General features: G+C 40.3%; 22 protein-coding genes. 14 read left to right on the top strand and 8 right to left on the bottom strand.

All coding sequences use genetic code 11. The features are described 5' to 3' along the window. Positions 1-143 precede the first annotated feature (143 nt). Together GFH30_RS06105 and GFH30_RS06100 are read left to right on the top strand one after the other, a co-directional pair. Positions 144-800 carry a potassium channel family protein gene (locus tag GFH30_RS06105; RefSeq protein ID WP_153371383.1) on the top strand — a complete coding sequence of 219 codons (657 nt, stop codon included), beginning with the start codon at positions 144-146 and terminating at the stop codon, positions 798-800. Continuing rightward, positions 797-2,134, top strand: coding sequence for a TrkH family potassium uptake protein (locus tag GFH30_RS06100; protein WP_153371382.1), 1,338 nt, complete (start codon positions 797-799; stop codon positions 2,132-2,134). Before GFH30_RS06105 ends, GFH30_RS06100 begins: the two co-directional genes overlap by 4 nt. A 60-nt stretch (positions 2,135-2,194) precedes the next feature. On the opposite strand, the gene GFH30_RS06095 is transcribed toward GFH30_RS06100, so the two are convergent. The 3 genes from GFH30_RS06095 to GFH30_RS06085 all read right to left on the bottom strand — a co-directional run bounded on the left by GFH30_RS06095 (position 2,195) and on the right by GFH30_RS06085 (position 6,933). After that, a complete protein-coding gene (locus GFH30_RS06095; protein ID WP_153371381.1) occupies positions 2,195-3,352 on the bottom strand; it encodes a phospholipase A in 1,158 nt (385 codons plus the stop codon). A 19-nt stretch (positions 3,353-3,371) separates the two neighbouring features. Further along, a complete protein-coding gene (locus tag GFH30_RS06090) occupies positions 3,372-6,311 on the bottom strand; it encodes an insulinase family protein (RefSeq protein ID WP_153371380.1) in 2,940 nt (979 codons plus the stop codon). Between the two features lie 169 nt (positions 6,312-6,480). Next, positions 6,481-6,933, bottom strand: coding sequence for a GNAT family N-acetyltransferase (locus GFH30_RS06085; RefSeq protein WP_153371379.1), 453 nt, complete (start codon positions 6,931-6,933; stop codon positions 6,481-6,483). A gap of 259 nt (positions 6,934-7,192) precedes the next feature. On the opposite strand from GFH30_RS06085, the gene GFH30_RS06080 reads away from it, so the two are divergent. From GFH30_RS06080 to GFH30_RS06070, 3 genes are read left to right on the top strand one after another with little or no spacing between them, the layout of a single operon-like run. Next, positions 7,193-8,197 carry an adenosine kinase gene (locus GFH30_RS06080; RefSeq protein ID WP_153371378.1) on the top strand — a complete coding sequence of 335 codons (1,005 nt, stop codon included), beginning with the start codon at positions 7,193-7,195 and terminating at the stop codon, positions 8,195-8,197. 14 nt (positions 8,198-8,211) lie between these two features. Continuing rightward, the gene (locus GFH30_RS06075; protein ID WP_171501004.1) at positions 8,212-8,520 is read left to right on the top strand and encodes a Rieske (2Fe-2S) protein; all 309 of its coding nucleotides are present in this window, start codon (positions 8,212-8,214) and stop codon (positions 8,518-8,520) included. Positions 8,521-8,537: 17 nt separating this feature from the next. Next, complete coding sequence (locus tag GFH30_RS06070; RefSeq protein WP_153371376.1) at positions 8,538-9,152, top strand: OB-fold-containig protein; 615 nt, start codon at positions 8,538-8,540, stop codon at positions 9,150-9,152. 40 nt (positions 9,153-9,192) lie between these two features. On the opposite strand, the gene GFH30_RS06065 is transcribed toward GFH30_RS06070, so the two are convergent. Next, positions 9,193-9,825, bottom strand: a complete 633-nt coding sequence (locus tag GFH30_RS06065; protein ID WP_153371375.1) for a YidB family protein — start codon at positions 9,823-9,825, stop codon at positions 9,193-9,195. Positions 9,826-9,916: 91 nt separating this feature from the next. Beyond that, a complete protein-coding gene (locus tag GFH30_RS06060; protein WP_153371374.1) occupies positions 9,917-10,387 on the bottom strand; it encodes a DUF6231 family protein in 471 nt (156 codons plus the stop codon). Positions 10,388-10,422: 35 nt separating this feature from the next. Between GFH30_RS06060 and GFH30_RS06055 the strand changes: the two genes are divergently transcribed. Then, the gene (locus GFH30_RS06055) at positions 10,423-11,292 is read left to right on the top strand and encodes a DUF2797 domain-containing protein (RefSeq protein WP_153371373.1); all 870 of its coding nucleotides are present in this window, start codon (positions 10,423-10,425) and stop codon (positions 11,290-11,292) included. Between the two features lie 115 nt (positions 11,293-11,407). Here the strand turns inward: GFH30_RS06055 and GFH30_RS06050 are convergent, their stop codons facing one another. The 3 genes from GFH30_RS06050 to GFH30_RS06040 form a co-directional block, all read right to left on the bottom strand. Then, positions 11,408-13,273, bottom strand: coding sequence for a SurA N-terminal domain-containing protein (locus tag GFH30_RS06050; protein WP_153371372.1), 1,866 nt, complete (start codon positions 13,271-13,273; stop codon positions 11,408-11,410). Positions 13,274-13,403: 130 nt separating this feature from the next. Beyond that, the gene (locus GFH30_RS06045; RefSeq protein ID WP_153371371.1) at positions 13,404-13,676 is read right to left on the bottom strand and encodes an HU family DNA-binding protein; all 273 of its coding nucleotides are present in this window, start codon (positions 13,674-13,676) and stop codon (positions 13,404-13,406) included. 163 nt (positions 13,677-13,839) lie between these two features. Then, positions 13,840-14,313, bottom strand: a complete 474-nt coding sequence (locus tag GFH30_RS06040; RefSeq protein ID WP_153373372.1) for a phasin family protein — start codon at positions 14,311-14,313, stop codon at positions 13,840-13,842. A gap of 208 nt (positions 14,314-14,521) precedes the next feature. Between GFH30_RS06040 and GFH30_RS06035 the strand changes: the two genes are divergently transcribed. The 8 genes from GFH30_RS06035 to fdx all read left to right on the top strand — a co-directional run bounded on the left by GFH30_RS06035 (position 14,522) and on the right by fdx (position 20,698). Then, positions 14,522-15,169: a hypothetical protein gene (locus tag GFH30_RS06035; RefSeq protein WP_153371370.1), complete on the top strand. Its 648-nt coding sequence runs from the start codon at positions 14,522-14,524 to the stop codon at positions 15,167-15,169. Positions 15,170-15,282: 113 nt separating this feature from the next. After that, positions 15,283-15,756 carry an Rrf2 family transcriptional regulator gene (locus tag GFH30_RS06030; protein WP_153371369.1) on the top strand — a complete coding sequence of 158 codons (474 nt, stop codon included), beginning with the start codon at positions 15,283-15,285 and terminating at the stop codon, positions 15,754-15,756. A gap of 1 nt (position 15,757) precedes the next feature. Beyond that, positions 15,758-16,975, top strand: a complete 1,218-nt coding sequence (locus GFH30_RS06025) for an IscS subfamily cysteine desulfurase (RefSeq protein WP_153371368.1) — start codon at positions 15,758-15,760, stop codon at positions 16,973-16,975. A 103-nt stretch (positions 16,976-17,078) separates the two neighbouring features. Beyond that, entirely contained in the window at positions 17,079-17,465 is a 387-nt protein-coding gene (gene iscU / locus GFH30_RS06020) for a Fe-S cluster assembly scaffold IscU (RefSeq protein ID WP_153371367.1), read from the top strand. Between the two features lie 34 nt (positions 17,466-17,499). Further along, positions 17,500-17,820, top strand: coding sequence for an iron-sulfur cluster assembly protein IscA (iscA, locus tag GFH30_RS06015; protein WP_153371366.1), 321 nt, complete (start codon positions 17,500-17,502; stop codon positions 17,818-17,820). Positions 17,821-17,922: 102 nt separating this feature from the next. Further along, a complete protein-coding gene (hscB, locus tag GFH30_RS06010; protein ID WP_153371365.1) occupies positions 17,923-18,438 on the top strand; it encodes a Fe-S protein assembly co-chaperone HscB in 516 nt (171 codons plus the stop codon). 46 nt (positions 18,439-18,484) lie between these two features. After that, the gene (hscA, locus tag GFH30_RS06005) at positions 18,485-20,344 is read left to right on the top strand and encodes a Fe-S protein assembly chaperone HscA (RefSeq protein WP_153371364.1); all 1,860 of its coding nucleotides are present in this window, start codon (positions 18,485-18,487) and stop codon (positions 20,342-20,344) included. 15 nt (positions 20,345-20,359) lie between these two features. Then, positions 20,360-20,698: an ISC system 2Fe-2S type ferredoxin gene (gene fdx, locus GFH30_RS06000; protein WP_153371363.1), complete on the top strand. Its 339-nt coding sequence runs from the start codon at positions 20,360-20,362 to the stop codon at positions 20,696-20,698. Positions 20,699-20,744 lie beyond the last annotated feature (46 nt).

Raw genomic sequence — 20,744 nt, 5'->3', positions numbered from 1 at the left:
GGTTTTTTTATGTTTGAATAAGCAACGGATTAACTCGATAACTACAATTAAAATGAAGTTGATTAGATTAAATCTTTAAAATTTATGGCAAAATTTCAGCAGTTTTTAAATACATATTGAAGTACGAAGAGGATTAAACATCCATGGCATTATTCGCTGTGATTGGCTTAGGCAGTTTCGGAGCCACGGTTGCCACCCAACTGATGAGTCTGAATCATGATGTGATCGGCATCGATTTAAATAAAAAATATGTTGAAAATATTTCTGAGCAGCTCAGTCATGCCGTGATTGCCGATGCGACAGATGAACATGTGCTCGATGAACTGAATGTACAAAAATGCGAAGCAGTGGTCGTTGCCATTGGTGAAGATATTGAAGCCAGTATTTTGTGTGTCTTACATTTAAAGAACATGGGTGTTGAAAAAATTTGGGTCAAAGCCAAATCTAAAGCGCATCATATGATTTTGACCCATTTGGGCGTGAATAAGATCATTCATCCTGAAGAAGATATGGGTGTGCGCATTGCTCAGTCTTTAAGTTACCCCATGGTCAGTCGTTATATGGCACTTGAAGATGATCATTTCATTGTTAAAATTCAGATTCATGCAGATCAAAATGGCATGCGTTTACATCAACTGATGGATCATGTCCCTGAGGTAAGAACTTTAATGCATAAGCGTGGCGACACCCTGCAATACAGCTTAGACCCTCATTTAATTTTACAAACTGATGACTTTTTAGTGGTCGAGGGTTTATTAGAACCGCTACGCCGTCTTTCAAAGTACTTTAAGCACGCATGAAAAAGATCATTGAAAAAAATCGAACGATTAATCTCAGCCCACCAAGTTTATTAGCACTGGGCTTTTTTATTTTAATCGTGATTGGCTCTGCTTTACTCATGCTGCCTTTTGCCCATCATAATGATGTCACATGGCTACAATCCATTTTCACTGCCACTTCTGCTGTCACCATCACGGGGCTTTCTGTAGTGAACATTGGTGAAGCCTATACCGTTTTTGGAAAAGTGGTCATTATGCTGCTGTTGCAATGTGGCGGTTTGGGTTTTATGACTTTCGCTATTTTGGCGGTGATGAGCCTTGCGCCAAAGCTCGGTTTAAAGCAACAAGTGATGGCGCAAGAATCCATTGGGCAAACCAGTCTTAAAAAAGTGACCTATACCATTAAAGCAGTTTTCCTGTATTCACTCTTTTTTGAAGCGATCGGTACGATTATTCTAACCATCGCGTGGATGCAAGACTATAATTTTAACCAAGCCTTTTTCTATGCTGCGTTTTATAGTATTTCCGCGTTTAATAATGGCGGGTTCTCATTATTTCCCAATAGTTTAATGAGCTTCTCGGGTCAGTATTTCATTACCTTTACCATTAGTATGCTGTACATCATTGGCGGTGTGGGCTTTTTGGTTCTGATGGATGTCAAACGCCATAAACGTTGGAAAAAACTCAGCACCAATAGCAAGCTGATTATCACCACCATCTGTGGATTGAATCTTTTTGCTTTTATTACCATTTGGCTATTAGAAGCATCAAATCCGCAAACGCTCGGTCTCATGAGCTTGGGTGATCAGGCGGTAAATGCATGGTTCCATGCGACCGTGCCACGTTCATCTGGATTCTATAGTGTTCCTATGGATCAGCTGACCAATGCCTCCACTTTAGTCACCATGTGCTTGATGTTTATTGGCGGTGGGTCGTTAAGTACTGCAGGCGGCATTAAAGTCGGCACATTTATTATCGTAATTTTAAGTGTGATTAGCTTTTTAAGACGTGAAGATGAAACTCGCCTCTTTAAACACTCGATCCCTAAGCAAACTGCATTTAAAGCATTGTCTGTAGTATGTATTACCGCAGGATTGGTCATGATTGGTTTCTTTAGCTTATTGGTGCTAGAGCCTGATTTAGAATTTTTGGATTTACTGTTTGAAGCAGTGTCTGCTGCTTGTACTGTCGGCTTATCCCGTGGCGTAACTGAAGAGCTGCAACCCGCGAGTTTATTTATTCTCATGTTACTGATGTTTGCCGGCAGATTAGGTCCTTTAACCCTTGCTTATTTCATTGCAACACCAAAAAGAAGTCGACTTAAACATCCACCTTCAGAAATTCAAATCGGTTAATGCTGCAATGAACAAAATAAAAAACCACGCATGATGCGTGGTTTTTTTAAGTCAGGACAATTAATACCAGTTCATTAAGGACACGCCTAAACCGATATAAGTCGCACGATGATTATAATCAATGAGACTTTCACCATAGCCATCAAAGAGCTGAAAATTCCCTCGTAAACGACCATTGATTGGGAATGACCAATCAAATCGTGCCGCTCCACGATTATCCTCACCACCTTTAAAACTATGACGCATTAATAATGAAAAATCATGATCTTTCCAACGATAAAATGCAGTGATATCACCACGACCAATATAGTCGGTAATATCTGGATTATTATCATCTTTGAAATCTTCTTCAATGCGATACCATGGACGCACCATTAGAGAAAAATTGTCTTTCTCGAAGCCGAAATTAAGCATCACTCGATTCCAACTACGTGACCATGGATCAGAACGGCCATTGGACTGATGGTTAATCCCTAAACCAAACATACGCCAATTTAGACCCAAAATTTCATAATTGGTTCGAAACACCAAACTGGCTTCAGGCTCATAATTGGTTTCACGAAACGGTCGAGATTCACCCCCGTTATACACTTGCCAACGTGAACTTTGCGTATAACCCAGCCACACATCACCATTATTGCCAAAGATATTTTCCACAGCCTTGGTTTTTAACGATAATTGGAACTTGGCTTCCATTGACGTTAATGGTCGCTCTTCAACATCTGTGACTGTATTTTGTGGATTTTCACTGCGTGGACGTTCGTTTTTATTTGACGTCCAAAAACCCGGCATTAAATAAACTGGCTGATAGGCGCGAATATTCCACGTACCGAGTTTACTTTCTGGTGACAGTTCCCACCGACTATCCATTAACGATAAATTCGGCTTTAAATCAGGCGCATCAGCAGCATAAATATTGGATACTGCTTGCCCAATTTTACCTGTAATCGTTTCAGGTTCAGGCGCTAATTCAGCAGCAGCACGACGCTCAGACACCAATGATGGCATATCAACTTCGGGCATCTTAAACACGCGATCATAACACGCCAATCGCTCAGCATTGGTTTCCACCGCTGCGCACGCTTCAGCCGTTGCTGGCATCGGGCTGTCATTCAACGTGGTTTTTGATACATTTTCCGCATACGTCTGCGCTGCAACAAAAGTACTCAGCGTCACGCCAAGTACTGAAGTCGAGCGCTTAAAAATTTTAAGCGCCATCCCTTATCCTTTTATGATTTTATTGGACTTGTTGAATCACAAATCCGAGTTGTTCTAAAGTTTCACGTTTTGCCATGGGTGCAACCACAGCTTTTGATGCTGTTTGTTTCACTAAATAGGTTTCCGCCACTCGTTTCAAGTCATCTAAAGTGACAGCGAGTAAACGTTCACGCATTTGCTTACGGAATGCTGGCGTGCGTTTATGTAGATAAGCATAACATGCGGTAATTGCTTCACCTGCAGGTGAACCTGGCTTATCCATACCCGCAATCAGCCCTAAAATCGCTTCTTCAAGCTGATGTTCGAGTTGTGGTGCATTCATAATCCAGTCCAAACTTGCGTCAAAGTCTTGGAAAGTTTCTGCTAAACGTGGATCACGATAGCTATAGAATCGGAATGAACATGCATTACCATCGTAGCTCGCGCCACCACCGTATGCACCACCTTTTTCACGAATAGCGCTATGCAAGAAACCATTACGCAAATAAGCAGCCAGAACCATTAAAGGTGCTGCATCTGGGTGTGAAACTTCTACCACAGGATACGCAGCCGCACAGAACTGCACATTGGCTTGAACTAACCACGCTTCATCTTGTGTTCCGACAACATGATTCACTTGAGTTAAAGTCACAGGTGTTTGTTCAATGTCAACTTTGTCCCAAACGTCTTGAACTTCAGCAACTAAACGATCCGATTGTGGTTCTTCACACACCACCAAGAACTGTTTTGGTGCTTGCAGCAATATACGATGAATGGCTTTAAGCTCAGTAATGAGCGCTTCATAGGCCGCATCATCTTGTTCAATCTTATTGACTAAATCAACCAACCAATTCAATGCACCTAAGCCAGTATTTTTATAATCACGTAATGCCAAAGCACTATGATGACGTGATGCAATTTGCATTGCATAGCTATGACCTGAGCCAGATACACGCGATTGCCAACGGGTTTTACGTTGTTGCAATAACTCAATGATGCGATCTTTTTCATCAAAACGAAGCTTTTCAAAGCCTGTTTTAAGCAATTGAATGGCTTCTAAGTTATTCACCAATGATTTTGTGGTTAAGGTTAACCAAGCGGTGATCTTATGTTTATCATCCACTTTTGAACGCAATGATGCACCCATTCCTAGACCACCACTGACCGCTGTTTGTAGCTGTTGGAAAGTGAGATAGTCATATTCTCCAGCACCGACTTCACCGACCAAAATCGACAAGAGGTTGAAATACGGCGATTGCACCACTTCATCTGGAATTTGTACGAGCACTTGTTGGTAGTAAATCCCATTGGTACCTGCATGATACAAATTCAACGGCGTATCCGTTTGGTTTGAGATGATTTCACGCAGTTGACCTTGCACAATTTGCAATTCAGCCGGCACATCTTCCAAGCCCACTTTCGGCAATAAATTCAAATCATCAGGTGTATCTTGACGGACATTGAGTGCTTCAGTTTGCGCAATAATGTCCGCTTTTTGTGCTTCAGTTAGATTTTTACCAATTTCAGCCAAACGTGCTTTTTCATCGGCAATGTCTTTAGCCGATTTTTCAGCATCCGGTACTAAAGTCAGCTGTACGCGATGTGGATTATCAATCAAATGTGTTTTGATTAAATTGGATAGCCACATTGGATCTTTGAGTTCTTCTTTCACCGCAGCAATCGCAGAATCCACATCCCACACTTCAACTGGATCGCGATGATGAATTGCACTACCTAAACCATTCAAAATCAAGCTCAAGCCGTACGGTGTGCCATCGCCATTGATTTCACGTTGATGCAATTCAATTTGATGCAAAATCGCATCCACCATGTTTTGATCGACGGGTTTAGAAGCTACATCTTCAAGGATGTTAAATACGCCTTGTTTGAACTCTTCAGCATGTTCAGGATTTGAGCCTTGTACAGCACAATAGAAGGTCATTTCAAAGTTTGAATCATCCACGCCCATGAATGGACCAGTCGCTTCTGCATAACCACAGGTTTCTAGATAATGACGCAATGGCGAAGCTGAATCCTCTAACAATATCCCCTCAACCAAACGCATGCCTAAACGTAGTTTAATTTCGCTCGCTTCAGGCAATAACCATGAAAGCACATGATAAGTCTTGTCTTTAAGATCATCCCCATCTACCGCATAAGTATCTGTGACCGCAATAGGTGCACTTAAGCGTGTTTCAGGAATTGAATATAGGGTTTCGCCTTTGTCGAATTTTGATAATGCTAGCGTTTCAAACTGCTCTTGTAGATCATAAGCACTTTGATTACCGAAGGTCATGAACACGGCATTACTAGGATGATAATGCGATTTATAGAAATGTAATAATTCTTCGTAAGTCAAATCAGGAATGTCTTTCGGATCACCGCCTGAGTTGTAATGATAGGTCGTGGTTGGGAATAAATGATGCGCTAATGAATGATAGAGCTGATCTGAAGGTGAACTCATTGCACCTTTCATTTCATTGAAAACGACACCTTTATAAACAGGTTCGCCATTTTCAAGCTCAATACGAATGCCTTCTTGCGCAAAATCAAGCGGATTCAGATTCGCTGCAAATGCAGCATCCATATAAACTTCAAGTAAGTTTTGGAAATCTTTCGCATTTTGTGTTGCAAATGGATATGCCGTCCAATCTGCCGCTGTAAATGCATTCATAAATGTATTCAGCGAGCGACGAATCATTAAGAAAAACGGGTCTCGAACAGGAAATTTTTCAGAACCACACAGCGCTGTGTGCTCCAAAATATGCGCTTCGCCTTTTGAATCCATCGGTTGCGTACGAAATGCAACTAAAAAGACATTTTCGTCGTGATTTGTCGCCAAATGATAGTGAATGGCGCCAGTCACTTTATGTTTATATTCAGACACCGCAATGTCTAAAGCTTCAACATGGTGTTGACGTACCAACTGAAACGCAGGGTGAACAGTGTGAGAAATGGTTTCAGTGACATCTACAGTCATGCGATCTCCTAATTTTTGATTCAATATTAACTGATAACATTATAGCGGTAGTTATTCAGAATATTCACGCTCAAAACCAAGCATTTTGATCGAATTAGGTAAACTTGATGATTGAGCATGGCAATCATCAAGTCTGATCTCTAGACTGTAACGAAATTAAATCATGAGATTAAGAAATCAAATATTTAAAATAATTGTAGTTTGGATGATTTTCGACAAAGACATAGTTTTGCTTTTGATAAAAGCTTGCCGCAAGCTTGGTATCGGTATGCAAGCATAAAGCCGAATAATGCGGACGTGCCAATTGCTCTAAAAACGCAAGTAATTGTTTACCAACACCGTGTTGACGATATTTCGGATGCACATAACAGCGACGCACGCGTCCTATTCTCGCCTCCACCACATGATCACCCCATTGCTGGTTTAAACCACCACATGCGACCAACTTGTCGCCATCATATGCCAAGGCTAGATATTCATTTTCATGACTAAAACAGTTTTTCCCGGTGTGATATTCCTCTATAAGCTTATCAATTAAATCATAACCTTCTTTACGGGCGAGCTTTGCCAATGTCTCGATTTGCTCTGGGAGTTGTTCAGCTTTTACGATTTTAATATCCATATTCACACTACTAAATTTGTTTTAGTGAAATCATTTTTATAAATGAAATAAAAATGAAGCTTAGTTATAAATAAAATAAGCACTACAATGCAATGGCAAGCGGCTTTAAATGCTAAAAAAATGTGATTATTAAACTAAATATCAGAAACAACGCTAAGCGATATAAATAGAACGCATTTTAAAATCAGGCGGCTCTCTACAGCTTGCTAAAACATTGGTGTAAACTTAAGCCTTTCATTCTTTTGATGTGATTTCAAACATGGCAAATGTTGATCTTTTTGCAATTGGTAATGCACTAATTGACCAAGAATTTAAAGTTTCAGATGACTTTTTAACTGCACAAAATTTGCAAAAAGGTACGATGCAGCTTTGCGATGGTGAAATTCAATCTCATTTATTTAAACATTTAAAAGCAAGCCAAGTCTATAAAGGTCAAGCTTCGGGTGGTTCGGCGGCCAATACCACTGTAGCATTTTCAGCCCTTGGTGGTTCAGCATTTTACGCGTGCCGTGTCGGCAATGATGAGCTCGGTCAAGTGTACCTTGATGGTTTAAATGAAGCCAATATTGCGACAACTACAAAATCGATCAGTGAGGGTGTCACTGGTACCTGTATGGTATTGGTCAGTGAAGATTCTGAACGCACAATGCATACTTATTTGGGGATTACCGCAGAGCTTACCGAACAACAAATCGATTTCGAGCCGTTAAAGACTGCAAAATGGCTGTATATTGAAGGCTATTTATCAACGTCTGACTCTGCACGTCTTGCAGTTAAACAAGCACGTGAGATTGCCAAAGCCAATGGTGTTCAAATCGCAATAACGCTTTCTGATCCTGCAATGGTGCAATATGCGCGTACAGGCTTAGATGAAATGATTGCAGAAGGTGTGGATTTATTGTTCTGCAACGAGCAAGAAGCGCTCATGTATACCCAAACGGATCACATTGATGCAGCTTTAGCGAAACTCAAAACATTAAGCCAACACGTTGTCATTACATTATCATCAAGCGGTGCCCTAATTTCGACCCAAGAACAGACCTTTAATGTCCCGGGTCGTGCTGTGATTGCAGTTGATACCAATGGTGCGGGTGATGCATTCGCAGGTGCATTCCTTTATGCTTTAAATGCTGGCTTAGGATTTAATACCGCAGCAGAACTTGCGATTTTAATCTCTAGTCAAGTGGTTTCACAGTATGGTCCACGCTTAGCGATTCGTGACTATGCTGCTCTACTGACGGACTTTCAAAAGGAATGTGCTTAATGTTTAAATTGTGCATGACCGATGATATCCCTGAGCGTGAAGCACGCGCGTTTGAAACACCTGAAGGCGATATCATTTTTATTACACAACGTGATGGCAGCTTTTACGCCTATCAGAACCTGTGTCCGCATTTACAAGTTGAACTTGAATTTCTTGAGAACCAGTTTTTAGATCGTGATCAAGAGTTTATTGAGTGCTCAACGCATGGTGCATTATTCACGGTTGAAACTGGTGAATGTATTTCGGGTCCTTGCCAAGGTCAAGCACTTGAAAAAGTGGCAATTAACGTTCATTCTGATGGTGGAATTTACCTCACAGAATAATTAAATGGATATTGATCATGCCTGCATTTTTACTGAATTATGACTTAATGCCATTTCATTTAAGCTTAATGACCGTAATTTTGTTAGGCGTGGTCGAAACCATTGGTTTTTACCTCAAACTCCGTCCAAGTCAATTTATTAAAAAGTTTGCGCCAAGTCGTTTAGAACATCTGCCCTTATTAAATGTAAAGTTTTCCAAAAGCTTGATTATTTTGTTCCTGCTCATGAACTTTAGTTATGCGGGTTATGTTTTACAATTTTTTGTCTATTCCCAAGAACAAGAATTTTTTCCTGCTTATTATTTAATTATTCCAGCGCTGATTATTGCTATTTTCTTTACCGTATTTATGATTCATTGCCTTGATCAGGTTATTCCACCCAAATACAAGAAAACTCATGTCAATTTACTCGGCAGATTAGCAACCATCTCGAGTGGTAGCGCACGCCCCGGTTTTTCAGCGCAAGCACGTGTCAGAGATGAATTTGGTCAATTGCACTATGTACACGTAGAACCCGAATTTGGTGAGCTTGAAATTCAATCACAAATTATTTTGATTCGCCTACGCAAATCACATTACATTGCCAAGAAAATCAGCCCATCCAATCGACTATTTAGTTTAGCGCAAGATTAAAACATCCCAGCCTAAAGGCCAGAATGTCGGCGATGCAGCATTATTTTTTCAGAAAACCTGATACCATATTTAAAACATTTTGAATATCATCATTGGCTTCTTGCTTATTGGTTTTTTCACCACTTGGGGTTAACGAATCAATAATTTCAGGCAGCACTTGCGTGATCGCTTGGTAAATATCATTTTTAGGTGCTTGAGTTTGTGCTGCGACTTGTTCAATCTCTTGATCATCAAATAAACTTTGCACTTGCTGTGGCTGAACACTGGCATTATCGCCCGGACCTGTAGACACCCAATCATCCACCTGACTGCTTAGACCTTGCCCCTTGAGTTTATCCAAAGCACCCTGAATACCGCCTTGTTTTTGAATCCATGCAAGAACAATCGGTAAAACCGCAATCAATAAAGTCTTACCTGTAGATCCACCTTTAGCGCCCATATTTGGCGATGCTTGTTGATTGCTCCCGCCTAACTGTCCAAGTACAGAACCTAAAATCCCACCCAAGCCACCTTGCTGATTATTCTGAGTTGAACCACCACCCAACTGCCCCAATACAGAACCTAAGATTCCGCCCAAACCACCTTGTGCTTGTGAGCTGTTAGAAGATGGATTCGCTTGATGACCCATCGCTTGCTTCGCTAAGATTTCCACAATATTGCTTAAATTTGTCATATTCATATTCCATATTAATTTATCTATAGAATACGAGGTGTCTCAGCAAGTTGAGTCGATGAAATTGTTAAGATTTGCAAAAATATGCCTATTACCAACGGAATTTATCCCAATTTTCAGGATTTGCCCAAAATTTTGAATTAAACCAATCAGGTACATGCTTATAGGTCAAAATATTAAATTGCCATAAGGCAAAATCAGCCTCATGTGTGGTTTTATCAATAAGCTGAGTAAAACCTAATGCACGTAATAATTTTTCATCTTGCAAACGGCTCACCACCACCAAGCGCTTAGCAAATAAATCACGTAATTTTACTAAAATTTGGCTCATTTTTTGCGTGTCTAAATCTTGCATTTCAGATGAATCCAACATGACTACGCCCATATCATATCGCTGCTGAAAAGGCAGATTTAAAAATGCAGATACGCTAAAATGATGCCAGAGAATAGATTGATGACATTGAACTTGGGTTAAATCTTGCCCAATACAAATTGCAGTGTGGATTGGCTGCTCCTGCGCAAAATCGTCTAGCATCGAAGTGATGACATTCTGTTCAGCCATTAACTGCATCCTTATGTTTTAAGTGAGTATTTTTTATGGAACTTCAGGGCATTTGTCATAAAATGCACGCGGGTCTTTGCAACCTCAGTGTAACTGACCAACATATACAACAGGCAAATGTTGAGTATAAATTCATTCTAGATCGCTCAGAAATTGATTTACCTTTCAGTTTAGGCGAAGACATTGAGATTGAGTGGACCGGTAAGATTATATGTGTTTCTTGCGGAAATAAAACCAATAAATCATTCTCTCAAGGTCATTGTTTTAAATGCTTTAAGACCAAAGCTTCATGTGATATGTGCATTATGAAGCCTGAAACCTGTCACCACCATTTAGGCACTTGCCGTGAAGAAAGTTTTGCACAGAGTGTTTGCTTTCAACCGCACATTGTCTATTTAGCCAATTCCAGTGCACTTAAAGTCGGAATTACACGTTTCGGACAAATGCCTACACGTTGGCTTGATCAAGGAGCAACTCAAGCCTTACCAATCATGCAAGTCGGTTCACGTCGCCTTTCAGGTCAGCTTGAAACCATGTTTGGGGCACAAGTGGCTGATAAAACCGATTGGCGTAAGTTACTTAAAGGTGAAGCTGCACCGATTGATCTGCTTGAAATCCGAGACAATTTACTTGAAGAATTCGCACCGCAAATCCAAGAAATTCGCGATGAGTTCAGTATGAATCTTGATTTTAATGAAAATGTGGAAATTTTAGAGCAAGAGTTGCCACGTGAGTTTATTTACCCTGTTGCGCATTATCCCGAAAAAGTAAAATCGCACAATTTAGATAAAACTCCGATTATTCGTGGCAAATTAAACGGGATTAAAGGTCAGTATCTGATTTTGGATACAGGCGTGATTAATATTCGTAAATATACGGGTTATGAGCTAAAGATTCGTTCATAAGCTTGCTCCATTTAAGCGATGAAAAGTACTCAATAAAGACATGATTTTTTGATAGAATCTTGTCTTCAAAGCTAAAAAAACCAGCCCTAAGGCTGGTTTTTTTAGTGCTTATAGATTATTTAATTTTTGCATTCGCTTTTAAATAACGCGTGTAATCATCAAATTCTTGTTGACCACGAAGTTGTTGATACAGTTTCACCAACTCTGCACGTTGCTCAGCACTCAGTACTTCAGCAGAATTCTTTTTCACTTCAGATACTGCTACAACCACCAATTCATTTGGCAATGTTGCAGTCGCAACAGACCAATGACCCGCTTTTGGTGTTTTTACACTAAATGCAGCACGTTGAACTTCACGTTTGAGCAAACCTTCCGCGCGTGTGAATAATCCTGCATCAGCAAAGACTAAACTGCCTTTGTTTACAGATGCGGCTGGCTGAGTTTTAAACTCATCTAATGTCTTTTGAATCTGTGCCTTGGCTTTGCTATAGGCTTTTTCATCAATCAATTTGTTTTTAACACGTGGTTTCGCTTCAGCCAGTGTTTGTTCACCTGCAGCATGATAATTGCGAACTTTCACCCAAACCACATCGCCATTGCTCAACTGAATGCTTGATGATGCATTACGATCACCATTTTTCACATCGGTATTAAACAATTTTACTTTAACATTAGCATCGCTCAGCAAAGGATCTTTTGTCGCTAAAGTCACACCTTTGGCAGATTGCACACGTACTGTTTTCAGTTCTTGCGCAACCACATCAAGCGAATCACTGCCTACCACTTGATCATTAAGGCTATTAACCGTATCAGAGAAGGCATTGGCTTTCTTCGATGCAATGACTTCGGCATTTAGACGTGCTTTTTCAGCTTCAAATGATGGCACTTTTACTGCAGCTGATTGCACTGCAATGAGGTGATAACCATATTCAGTTTTAATCGGTGCTGATACAGCTCCAGATTGAAGTGAACTTACTGCTTGGTCAAATGCAGTACCAAAAACACCTTCTTCATAAGCAGGCAACATACCACCATTGCCTTTTGACTCAGGATCTTCTGAATATTGCGCTGCCGCTTGAGCAAATGATGTGCCGGCTTTAATTTTCGCAGCCACATCAGCTGCTAATTTTTTCGCAGCCGCTTCATCACGACCATCAGCAGTAATTAAGATATGTTTAACTTCAGGTTTAACTGCTTTCTTTTGTGCTGCAACGAAAGTGTTGTAAGCATCCTGCAGCTCTGCATCTGTTGCTGTTACATCAGATGCCGCGACGTCAGTCGGCTTGACCACCACATAATCCACATCAACACTGGTCAACTGTTTAAAGGCTGCTTTATGTTTTTCATAATATGCTGCAATTTCAGCATCAGATACCTTGATGTCTTTTTTATAGTTATCCAAATTTACGCTGGCAATGTGTACATGACGTTGCTCAGTTTGCAAATTGGTAATCTGTTCTAAATCAACTGGGCTCACCAGTGGATTATCAAGGAAGGTCGAAGACAACATTTTCAGCGCATGATCTTTACGCAAGCTTTCAATCAAGGCACGATTGGTCATTCCCACCGACTTCAAGTAATTTTCAAATAATGCATCTGAAAACTTACCATCTTGTTGGAAGCTTGGTTGTTGAGAAATCATTTGCACGATTTGTTGATCGCTTAAACTAATGCCAAGTTTTTCCGCATGTTGTAGTAGGACAGTACGCGCAACCAATGTATCCATCGCTTTTTGATCAATAAAACTCTGATTCAAAAGCGTTTCATCACCATTGGCATAAGTTAGGTACTGTTCTTTGAACGATTTTGTCAGAGACTCTAATTCTTTTTGAGAAATATCGGTGCCATTTACAGACTTAACGCGATCTGAGCTTCCTCCGCTAAAATATCCTTCAATACCTACAAGTGCTAAAGGGGTCAAAAAGAGAACGAGTAAAACCTTGCCCAACCATCCCTTAATAACTTTACGAAAAGATTCCATAAGTATTCCAATATTCTAATTGCGTGGAATTTTAACCGAAAACACGGAGCGAATGAATGCGTTAATCAGATCAATTCATTTAATCAATAAAAAACGCGCCAAGATTGGCGCGTTTCATCACTTAATAAACTTAAGCAACAGCATCTTTCAAGCCTTTACCCGCTTTAAAGCTTGGTACTTTGCTTGCTTTAATTTCAAGCGTTGCGCCAGTTTGTGGGTTACGACCAGTACGAGCAGCACGTTCTTTCACACCGAAAGTACCAAAACCAACCAAAGTAACAGTGTCACCTGATTTTAGTGCTTCAGTAATAGACGCAATTGTAGCATCCAAAGCTTTACCTGCGTCAGCTTTAGATAATCCCCCATTTGCTGCAATTGCATCAATTAATTCTGATTTATTCATGAAAATTACGTCCTCTTAATTTCGTTTATTTAAGGTCCAAGAAATTTGTATAAATTGCCATATCGACTTTATAACAATGCTTTAGGGCTAAACGCAATACTCTTGGACCTCTTTTTTCTCAAAAAATATGCGAAAAAACATTGAATAATGAATAAAGTCACTTTTATTGTGATTTTTTCGTTGATTCTGGCTGCTTTTTATCTAGCTCAGCACTGAGTAAATCTACTTTCTCATGTAATTGAAGGATGAGCCTTTCTAAATATTGTACGTCCTTCAATGTCACTAATCCTATCCGATTCAAAGAATGATGAACAGAGCTATCAATCAGTTTTTCGACTTTATCTTTGGTATCTGTGACAGATTCTTTGGCCTTCTCTGAGACTTTTTCCACAGTTTGATCGGCAATTTCAGACGTTTTAGATTCAAGCTCTTCACCAACTTGAACCAGCGAGTCAAAAAGCTTGTTGCCTTCTTCCTCTGCACGCGAAAATGCACCGAGTCCAGCCAACCAAATTTGCTTGGTATACTTCCTGAAGTCCAATACCGATTTACGATCGGAACTCGATCTCTGCTTCACTTTCACCGTCTTTTCATTTAATTGAGGATCTTCTTCTTGCGCGATTGTTGACTTGTCCATGCGCCGGTCTCCTGATGATTGTTTTTTAATCAAAAAATTCATATAAATCTACAAAATCACAGCATAATAGCAAATATAGCACTTGATAGATTTGTTAAACTGTTCTACAAAGCAATTTATTTCAAGTCTTTTTTGTTGGAACCCTGAAAGATTAGCACAAGCAGGATGCTTATTTATTTCACTTTTCAGGTAAGGATTGGTTGTATTTATGAGTGAATCACAACAGAGTCAAAAGCAACCACACTTGTTGTTAACCATGACTTTAATTGTTTTAGAAACAATATTTACATTTATTCTAAAACACGACCGTGTTGTGGCATTACAAGCGAAGAAGTTTGTTGATGACAATATTGTCATTAAAGTAAATAGCTACATCCCTTACTTCGACATCTATTTACAATTTACCGAAAATGGACTTTTATTTGATCATAAAGCGCCAAACAAAATTGTTGATCTCGATATTCGCACCACGCTCGCTGATTTAATCAAAATTTTCATTTTTGGTAATCGACGCAGCATTAAAACCATGCGTATAGACGGTAATAAAGTTTTAAAAGATGAATTTCGTGATTTATTGACGCTTTTAAGTGTGCCAAAACTGTTATCAGATTGGAAATTATGGCTCGCTGAACCTGCCAATGAAGATGATGTCATTGCTTCTAAAAATCGTATTGCACCGCTTTTAGAAAAAATTGAACAACAACGTTCAAGTATCAATACATTGCAAGTACAGGTGAAACAATATAAAAATCGCTTAAAGCGAATTGAACGCCGTCAAAAGCGCATCAACATCTTCTTTAGCATTTTTTCTATACTCTTAATCACGTTATTAGTATATAATTGGATATCCACCTAAATTGTTCTTTTTAGAGAACAATTCTTTAGTCTAAAGCATCAATAATAATACTTGACTATTTTAGTCAGGATTCATAAAATCGACACATCTAGTCTAACCATGTGTATCGAATCATGCGCCTAACCACTCGCGGTCGCTACGCAGTGACTGCTCTACTTGATCTAGCTTTGCAGCCAACTGAACAAACGATCACGCTTGCTGAAATTGCAGCTCGACAAACGATTTCTGTTGCTTATCTAGAGCAGTTATTTGCCAAACTCAAGCGTCACGGCCTCGTGTCAAGCGTACGCGGTGCCAATGGTGGGTATCACCTTGCTCGTGCTGCTGCCGATATCACTGTGTTAGAAATTATTGAAGCTGTAAACGAAACTGTTGATGCAACACGTTGCGACCACAAAGGCAACTGCCAAAATGGTGCAATGTGCTTGACTCATGATTTATGGCAGGAACTCTCCCACCACATTGCCGATTATCTTGCGAAAATCTCGCTTGCTGACTTAGTTGCACGTGATAACGTTCAAACCGTTTCACTTCGCCAAAACTCAGCATCATTTGATTCAGCCCTTTTATCGGTTACAGGTATTTGACATGAAACGTCCGATTTATCTTGATTATGCAGCGACAACTCCTGTAGACCCACAAGTCGCAGAACGTATGATGGAATGCTTAACCTTTGATGGTACTTTTGGTAATGCTGCATCGCGTTCGCATGCGTATGGTTGGCAAGCGGAAGAGAAAGTTGAATACGCACGTGAACAAGTGGCGAACTTGGTTAAAGCTGACCCACGTGAAATCGTATGGACTTCAGGCGCGACAGAATCTGACAACTTAGCCCTTAAAGGCGTTGCTCATTTCTATGCATCAAAAGGCAAGCACATCATTACCTCTAAAATTGAACATAAAGCAATTTTAGATACATGCCGTGAGCTTGAGTCTGAAGGTTTCGAAATTACGTATATTGAGCCACAACCACAAACGGGTTTAATTACCCCTGAAATGGTTGAAGCACATATTCGTCCAGATACCATTCTTGTTTCCCTCATGATGGTCAACAACGAAATTGGTACAGTGACTGATGTGGCTGCCATTGGCGAAATCACCCGTGCGAAGAAAGTCTTCTTCCATGTCGATGCTGCACAAGCTGCAGGTAAAGTGGACATCGATCTTTCAAGCATGAAAGTCGATTTAATGAGCTTCTCTGCTCACAAAATTTACGGTCCTAAAGGGATTGGTGCACTGTTTGTGCGTCGTAGCCCTCGTGTACGTCTAAAAGCTGAAATTCATGGCGGTGGTCATGAACGTGGTATGCGTTCAGGTACACTCGCAACGCATCAAATTGTGGGTATGGGTGAAGCGTTTGAACTTGCAGGTAAAAACCTTGCATCTGAACAAGCACGCATCCGTGTCCTTCGTGACAAACTTTGGAATGGTTTACGTGATCTTGAACAAGTGTTCTTAAACGGTCATGAAACTCAAAACGTTGCCAACTACTTAAATGTAAGCTTCAACTTTGTTGAAGGTGAATCACTGATGATGGCACTGAAAGATGCTGCGGTATCTTCAGGTTCAGCATGTACATCTGCAACACTTGAGCCTTCATATGTACTTCGTGCATTGGGCTTAACCGATGAACTTGCACATAGCTCAATTCGTTTCAGTTTCGGTAAATACACCACTGAAGCTGACATTGACCAAGTACTCACTGTCACTAAAGCTGCTGTTGAGAAGTTACGTGAACTTTCTCCGCTTTGGGATATGTATAAAGAAGGGATTGACCTTTCTTCAGTCGAATGGGCTGAGCACTAAATTCTGTCATGAGATTGCCATTTAATCATGGTGATCTCATTGATAAATGTTTTTTTACCCCCATATTTAAATTAAGGCTGACCCCGAGGTTTGGAGACGCAACATGGCTTATAGCGAAAAAGTAATTGATCATTATGAAAACCCACGTAACGTTGGTGTTTTAGACAAAAATGCTGAAAATGTGGGTACTGGTATGGTGGGTGCACCAGCTTGTGGCGACGTAATGCGCCTACAAATCCAAGTTGATGACAACGGCATTATTGAAGAAGCACGCTTTAAAACGTATGGTTGTGGTTCTGCAATTGCATCAAGTTCACTTGTGACTGAATGGCTAAAAGGTAAAACTTTAGATCAAGCACAAGCAATCAAAAATATTGATATTGCAACTGAACTTGCTCTACCACCTGTAAAAGTACACTGCTCTGTTCTTGCTGAAGATGCGATTAAAGCAGCTGTAGAAGACTACCGTAGCAAGAAAGTTAAAGCTTAATTGTTCCACGTTCTGAAATTTTAACGGAGTTTTCATGATCCATTTAACTGAAAATGCTGCAACTCATATCAGCAATTATTTAAAAAATCGCGGTAAGGGTGAAGGCATTCGCGTTGGTGTGAAAACTTCAGGCTGTTCTGGTTTGGCTTATGTGCTCGAGTTCGTAGATGAAGTCGATACCCATGACCAAAGCTTTGAACAGTTTGGCGTAAAAGTATTCGTTGACCCCAAAAGTCTGGTTTATCTTGAAGGTATGGAGATGGACTATGTTAAAAATGGCTTAAATGAAGGCTTCGAATTTAACAACCCCAATAAAAAAGGCGAATGTGGTTGTGGTGAATCATTCACTGTTTAACCCATTAATTATTCGTTTTTTAACATTAAAACAGTGTGCATCACACTGTTTTAATTGTATTTAGATTCCTATTTTGCACAACAATCGCGGATCCGATCTCCCATGAATCATTTTGAGTTGTTCAATCTTCCTGTCACACTCGATATTGATTTGGCAGCGTTAAAGTCTGAATTTCTAAAGTTGCAGCAACAATATCATCCAGATAAAGCCGAAGATAAAGATCAAGCATTAATTCAATCAAGTGAAATTAATCAAGCATTTAAAGTATTATCTGCAGTGGATAGCCGTGCGGCTTATTTGCTTTCTTTAAAGAAACAAGATTACCATCTAGATCAATCGATCAGTGATTTCGAATTTTTACAAGATGCTTTAGAAATTCGTGAACAGTTAGATGATGCGACTTCAGCTGACCACCTCACCTCCCTTAAAGTTGAAGTTCAACAATGGATTGATGGTTTGGTCCGTGAGTTCAAGATTGATTATACGGATGAAGATTGGGGCGAAGCACGCGATACCGTGCGTAAATTACGTTTCTTTGTCAAAGTGATGGCAGACATTGAGAAAGCAGAAGATCGCTTCTTAGATGATGATGACTTTGATTTAGATGACGATTTTTAAGATATCTTTTTAATATTTATATTTAACGTGCAAAGGATGTAACACAATGGCTCTCTTGCAAATTGCAGAACCAGGTCAATCAAGTGCACCACATGAACACCGCATTGCGATTGGTATCGATTTAGGCACCACCCACTCTTTGGTTGCCACGGTTCTTTCAGGTAAAGCCAAAGTTCTTCATGATGAACAAGGTCGAGTCCTCCTCCCTTCAATTGTTCACTATAAAGCCCAAGATACCATTTTAGGCTACGATGCTGTGCCATTTGTCACTTCTGACCCTAAAAATACAGTGGTTTCAGTGAAGCGTTTCATGGGGCGTTCTGCAACCGATATTAAATTCCAACACCCTTACGCACTTGTGGGTGAAGCGAATGAAATGCCTGCATTTGAAACAGCACAAGGTCGTAAAACCCCTGTTGAAATTTCAGCGGACTTACTCAAGCAACTGAAAGTGCGTGCAGAAGCCAGCCTTAAAAATGAAGTGAATGGTGCAGTCATTACCGTACCTGCTTATTTTGATGAAGCGCAGCGCCAAGCGACTCGCGATGCTGCACAGCTTGCAGGCTTGAACGTGCTACGTTTATTGAATGAGCCCACTGCTGCTGCGGTTGCTTATGGTTTAGACCAAGAAACCAACTTAAGTACTGATCGTAACTATGTGATTTATGACTTAGGTGGCGGTACTTTTGATGTTTCAATTTTACGTTTTAGCCAAGGTGTTTTTGAAGTTTTAGCAACGGGTGGACACACTGCACTAGGTGGTGATGATCTTGACCGTTTGATTTTGAAATGGGCAAAAAAACAACTCAATATCGAGACATTAAATGATGCTGAATATGCACATTTCATTGTCGCTGCACGTAAAGCCAAAGAAGCCTTATCCGATGCTGAATCTACCACGCTTCAATTCTTAGAACATCGCTTAGATTTAGATCGTGCTACATTTGAAGACATCATCAAAGTCGCTCTAGATAAAACCATCAGCGTATGCAAACGTGTAATGCGTGATGCCAAGCTTGAATTGGATGATATTCAAAACGTTGTACTTGTTGGTGGCTCAACACGTTCATATGCCGTACAAAAAGCGGTGCGTGAGGTATTTAACCAAGAACCACTGTGTACCATCAACCCGGATGAAGTAGTTGCCATTGGCGCATCCATTACAGCGAATCAACTCATTGGTAACAGCACAGATGGCTCTTTATTACTAGATGTGACTCCACTGTCGCTTGGTATTGAGACAATGGGTGGTTTGGTGGAACGTCTAATTTCACGTAATACCGCTATTCCTGTCGCACGTCGCCAAGAATTCACCACTTATCAGGATGGTCAAACTGCAATGCTCATTCACGTGATCCAAGGTGAACGTGACTTGGTTGAACATTGTCGTAGCTTGGGTCGTTTTGTATTGCGTGGCATTCCGCCAATGACTGCGGGTCAAGCTCGCATTGAAGTGACTTATCAAGTTGATGCAGATGGTTTACTCACTGTTTCTGCCAAAGAAACCACATCAGGTGTCAGTGCGCAAATCGATATTAAGCCATCGTATGGCTTGTCTGATGCAGATACTGAGCGTTTGTTAATTGAAGGTTATAAATTTGCGGAAGAAGATAAAAATCTTCGTCACCTCAATGAAACCAAAGTTGAAGCAAAACGCGAACTTGAAGCCTTGGTACAAGCATTAAAAGTGGATGCTCAGCTTTTATCTGCTGATCAATTGCAAAAATTACAGTCTGCACAAGCACAACTTGAAAATGAGCTTCAAGGCTCAGACATCAAAAGCATTGAATCTGCCATCGAACAGCTTAAAATACACAGTGATGCATTTGCCGCAGCACGTATGAATCAGCACATTGATGCCGCATTGAAAGGCACTAAGCTTGATGACTGGTCAAACTCAAATTAATTTAAGGTAAAGATTATGCCACGTATTAAAGTTCTTCCACATGCGCAAATTTGCCCTGAAGGCGCTGAGTTTGAAGTTGAGCCAAATGCCAATTTATGCGAAAGCTTACTTAACAATGGCATCAAAATTGAACATGCCTGTGATATGTCAGCTGCATGTACAACTTGCCATGTCGTTGTACGTAAAGGCTTTGATAGTCTAGATGAAATGAACGACGTAGAAGCTGACTTACTTGATCGTGCTTGGGGCTTAGAACCCGACTCTCGCCTGTCTTGCCAAGTCAAATTGGTTAATGAAGACCTAGAAGTTGAAATTCCGAAGTACACGATTAATCATGCTTCTGAAAATCACTAAGCTGAATGTTATAACGAAAAAACCACGCCAATGCGTGGTTTTTTTA

Origin of the sequence: Acinetobacter wanghuae (assembly GCF_009557235.1) — a bacterium.
In the GTDB taxonomy this organism is placed as follows: Bacteria; Pseudomonadota; Gammaproteobacteria; order Pseudomonadales; family Moraxellaceae; genus Acinetobacter; species Acinetobacter wanghuae.
The sequence above is the reverse complement of the archived record's forward strand: the minus strand, read 5'-3'. Positions and strand labels throughout refer to the sequence as shown.